This window comes from Clostridiales bacterium (assembly GCA_017961515.1).
Taxonomy (GTDB): Bacteria; Bacillota; Clostridia; order Acetivibrionales; family RGIG10202; genus RGIG10202.
Window position 1 is genome coordinate 1 of the sequence record JAGCXC010000027.1, and the last position, 1,501, is coordinate 1,501.

At 33.9% G+C, this 1,501-nt stretch carries 2 protein-coding genes; both read right to left on the reverse strand.

What is annotated here, in order from left to right:
* Window positions 1-633: MBL fold metallo-hydrolase (locus tag J6Y29_01590; GenBank protein ID MBP5426584.1), on the reverse strand; the 633-nt coding region annotated here is incomplete at its 3' end.
* Between the two features lie 18 nt (window positions 634-651).
* Window positions 652-1,501 (reverse strand): tRNA 2-thiouridine(34) synthase MnmA (gene mnmA / locus J6Y29_01595; protein MBP5426585.1); only part of this gene is annotated, 850 nt, incomplete at its 5' end.

Here is a 1,501-nt window from a genome sequence, read left to right on the forward strand (position 1 = left end):
CTTTTCATCTTCCCACCAATTCAATATGGTTATCTTTTCGCCATCGACTCCCCACCCTTCTAGATAACTCTCTATTCCCAATGGTACCACGTACTTTTTAACTTTGTTATCTATTTTCTTTATTGTTTTATAGTCTAAATGATCATAATGATCATGAGAAATTAACAACACATCTATTATTGGCACATCCTCCAGTTTTATAGGTGATTCGTTAAACCTCTTTACTCCAATAAAACCAAATGGAGAAGCATACTTAGTCAAAACTGGGTCTATTAATATATTCTTCTTATCCATCTGTATCATAATACTGGAGTGCCCTAGCCATGTAATAGTAACTTTATTCCTTTGCGGTTTGGGAAACTTTTTTATATTGCATATAGGAATTTTTTTTGTGGGCACAATCTCATGTGATTTATTTAAGCCATACTTAGGTTCCTTAACTATCGTATCCTCTATATTATGAAATTTATCTTCATAATATAAATTACTTTTTTTCGCATACTTTTCTCTTCTTTCTTTATTTGGGATCTTTCCTATGCTAGGATAAAAAAACACAAAACCTCTTATTAAGCTGATAAAAGCTACCAGAACTCCTATCAATACGCAAAAAATTTTTAACATACCTTTTACCATATATAATTTCCCTCTCTATTAAATTCTACCACTCTCTATTATTCCTCCACCAACCACAACATCTCCATCATAAAACACAACCGCTTGTCCTCTAGTAATTGCTCTTTGCTTTTCATCAAACTTAGCTATAACCCGTCCATCCTCTAATGGATAGATAACTGTAGCTGCCTCCAAAGCCGTAGATCTTATCTTAGCTGTAACTCTATACGGCTCGCGTAAACTTTCTATGGATATAAAATTCACATCCCTTGCCGTCAATCCTTTACTAAATACCTTTTCTTCTTCTCCTAACACTACTCTATTATTTTTTGCATCTATATCTACAACAAACATTGGCTTGCCAAACGTAATCCCTAATCCTTTTCTTTGACCTATAGTGTAATTTGTAATACCCTTATGCTTTCCTAGCACTCTTCCGTTGGTATCTACAAAATCTCCTACTGGGTTACTCTTCCCCGTATAATCCTCTATAAATTTTCTGTAATCATTATCTGGTATAAAACATATCTCCTGACTATCCGGTTTATCCGCTACCAATAATCCCAAATCTTTTGCTATCTTTCTTATCTCTTCCTTAGTGTACTCTCCATTAGGCATAAGCGTCCTTGATAATTGCTCTTGTGTAAAATTATACAGCACATACGTTTGGTCCTTTTGACTCGTTGCGGATTTTTTTAATTCATATCTTCCTGTAGTACTATTATATCCAATTCTTGCATAATGACCGGTAGCAATATAATCAACTTCCATAGCTTTTGCCTTATTCAATAATGCATCAAATTTCAAAAACTTATTACACATTATACATGGGTTTGGTGTACATCCATTGCGATATTCTTCCACAAATGTATCTACAACCTTCTCCTTA